Source organism: Arthrobacter sp. H20, assembly GCF_000520515.1.
In the GTDB taxonomy this organism is placed as follows: Bacteria; Actinomycetota; Actinomycetes; order Actinomycetales; family Micrococcaceae; genus Arthrobacter_D.
In genome coordinates, this window is record NZ_KI914753.1 from 10,749 (window position 1) to 13,582 (window position 2,834).

At 61.3% G+C, this 2,834-nt stretch carries 5 protein-coding genes; all 5 read right to left on the bottom strand.

The window, feature by feature from the left end:
- The coding region (locus tag Y703_RS21070) for a cupredoxin domain-containing protein (protein WP_216698911.1) at positions 1-295 on the bottom strand (295 nt) is incomplete at its 3' end.
- A 443-nt stretch (positions 296-738) separates the two neighbouring features.
- Positions 739-933, bottom strand: a complete 195-nt coding sequence (locus Y703_RS22240; RefSeq protein WP_155849557.1) for a hypothetical protein — start codon at positions 931-933, stop codon at positions 739-741.
- A gap of 170 nt (positions 934-1,103) precedes the next feature.
- Positions 1,104-1,712, bottom strand: a complete 609-nt coding sequence (locus Y703_RS0115045; RefSeq protein WP_035765456.1) for a DNA-binding protein — start codon at positions 1,710-1,712, stop codon at positions 1,104-1,106.
- Between the two features lie 216 nt (positions 1,713-1,928).
- A complete protein-coding gene (locus tag Y703_RS22245) occupies positions 1,929-2,135 on the bottom strand; it encodes a hypothetical protein (RefSeq protein WP_026553367.1) in 207 nt (68 codons plus the stop codon).
- Positions 2,136-2,473: 338 nt separating this feature from the next.
- Positions 2,474-2,734 carry a hypothetical protein gene (locus Y703_RS22750; protein ID WP_216698912.1) on the bottom strand — a complete coding sequence of 87 codons (261 nt, stop codon included), beginning with the start codon at positions 2,732-2,734 and terminating at the stop codon, positions 2,474-2,476.
- Positions 2,735-2,834: the final 100 nt, after the last annotated feature.

Here is a 2,834-nt window from a genome sequence, read left to right on the forward strand (position 1 = left end):
GGTCCGCCATCATCTGCTCGTGCATCTGCGCCATGCCTCCGGTTCCTACAGTGAGAGAGCTTTTCATGTTGCCGTGGAATTTGCAGAAGAACCCATAGCTTCCTGCTTCACTGGGAGCCGTGAAAGTGGCGCTAGCCCCACCCGGGATGGTGACATCGAAGGAACCGTTATCGGCGGTCACCGAATGGGCTTCGGTGTCATTGTTGGTCACCGTGATCTCACCGCCCGGGTTGACCGTGCCCGGCCCCGTAAACACGAAGTTATCGATGGTGATAGCCACCTGCTCGGTGGTCATTGCCGGTCCGGACTGGGACACCGGGCCGGAAGAGGCCACGGCGGCCCCCGTAGACCCGAGGCCTGCCCCTCCAACTAAGGCTGCGGTGAAAGCGACGCTGAGAACTTTTCTACTGCTGATCATGATGAGTTCCTCCGGCGGGGTAGATGGGAAGACAATATCCTGGCAGTCAATTGATTCGACGAACTTTTGCCCTGAACCCTCCGCCACCTGACATTTGTCACCTGCGGCGCATTGGGCTGCCTCTTCACTAAACCCTATCGCGCATAGTAGACTAGGTCCCGGGCCCACTTTTTTCACGAGCCGCCGCGGGAGTCTTTTCTCGGACAGTCGACCGAAACTGAGCAGCTTCCCATCGAGCAGAATACCTAGCGGGAAAACCACGTCGTGGCGTACTGCGAGTTCGCGGCCCTGGGCGCTGGCGAGCTCGACTTCTTCGGTTACTAAGGAAATTGTGCCACTGATGACAACCTGTCCACACGTGACGCCATTGCTGCCCCACGAGAGAATCGCGGCTCCCCACAGGTGGACGGCTCTGAGCTGACCCAGATCAGTGCGCGGATCTGGCTCGTGCTGGTGTTCAGTTCCTGGGCGACGTCGGGGATGGTCATAAACCGGGCGGGTTCGGCTGTACTCACTGGACCATGCTCCGTAGGTGTTGAACCCAGGCGGGGTCGCTTACTGGTGGTGGGGCCGGTTCCTGCACCACACAGTTACCGGCCCCGATGTTTCTTCTTGTTTTCCCTGCGAGAGGAAATCCTGGTTTCAGCCTAGTGGTTTCTCTTCGCCAGGCATCTACCTCACCGTTTTACTTTTTGTTCCCTGTCTCGTCGGCTTGTGGTGTGATGCGTTGGATGAGTGCGTCGTGGCTTTGTTGCAGCGTGTCGGCGCGGGCACGCGCGGCTGCCAAATCATTAGCAAGAGTGCCCGCGTCGGAGCGGGCACTCACAGCAGCGGCTTCCGCCTGGTGTACACGTCCTTCCGCGTCCTCAGCCCGCGTCACAGCAGCTGCGAGTTCCGCGTTCAACGCCGCGGCCTGAGCATTCTTTTCGCTGGTGATCCGATCGAGGTCCGCCACGAGCTCGCCCAGCTCAGTATCTTTGTCCTGACCTTCTTTCGCCCAGCGTGCTTCGAGGGCTGCATGCTGCTCGGCGGCCAACGCCACAGCATCAGCCCACACCGATCCGGTCAACCGTGCCGCCTGCTCAAGCAGCGGCTGCGGTGTAGCAACGATCCGTGAGCCGGCAACAGCGTTCTCTTCCCTCCACGCCTTCAAATACCTGGTCGCGTCGGCGTTGGAGACGCCTGCGGCTTCCCGGACACTGGACACCGTGGGGTTACGCTCAGCACTGATTTTCTCGGCGGCGGCATACACCCTGTCCCTGGCAGACCCTGTCGGGCTAACGTTCTCACTCATCACAGCGGATCACTCCAAAAGTAGTAGGAATAGTAGTCATACTATTACTATTCTTGACTCCTTGTTCGTCCCCATTGGTTTGATCGTGACATAAAGGACCGGGTCGGCCCCCCGGTAACAGCTCCCCCGGCCGTCGGTGGTTACCGGCGTCTTCTTGTGGTCACTGGTGTTGTCCCCCCGAGCCCTGGACCGGTCCCGGGCTCCCCGGACCCGACTTCACCCGTTCCACCAAACCCGGTCCCGGATCCTGCCCCGGCCCCCGGTCCTTTGCCGGTCCCGGATCCGGATCCGGGGGCCCTTTGATCCCACCCGCAGGTCATGACACTCCATCCAGCGGGACGGAACCCAGGCCGCTTCGAGGCCGAGGTCATCGAGACGGCAGAACATGGTCAGGTCAGGGGCATCAAAGGTAGCGTGGGACACGTCGAGGCCTTCCAGATGGGCGGTGTGAGAACTTCCATCATCGGGAGGGCCTCGCCCCGTTAGGCGTCCGGGGCGTCGATGCGCCTACTCACTTCTGCCACCATCACCGATCGACTGTTATGAAAGCCCTACTTCATAACAAATAGTTCGAGGTGATTGATGCAGCCGAGTCCATACACCCCAGGCGAGGTCGCTCGTGTTGTGCCCGGGAGAGCGAAACAGCTTGCTGAGGTCGATGAACGCTTATCGACGCTGGTTGACCTCGGTCGGCTCGTCAGCCGGCTCCGGGTCGATCATGCACCCCGCGGATATGGCAAAACATCGTTGCTGCGCGAGTATCAGCGGCGAGCTACGGCACGCGACGTACTCACGGTCTGGGTTACCGCAGGCGAGGAACAGGGCCACCAAACCCGGTCCCGGATCCTGCCCCGGCCCCCGGTCCTTTGCCGGTCCCGGATCCGGATCCGGGGGCCCTTTGATCCCACCCGCAGGTCATGACACTCCATCCAGCGGGACGGAACCCAGGCCGCTTCGAGGCCGAGGTCATCGAGACGGCAGAACATGGTCAGGTCAGGGGCATCAAAGGTAGCGTGGGACACGTCGAGGCCTTCCAGATGGGCGGTGTGAGAACTTCCATCATCGGGAGGGCCTCGCCCCGTTAGGCGTCCGGGGCGTCGATGCGCCTACTCACTTCTGCCA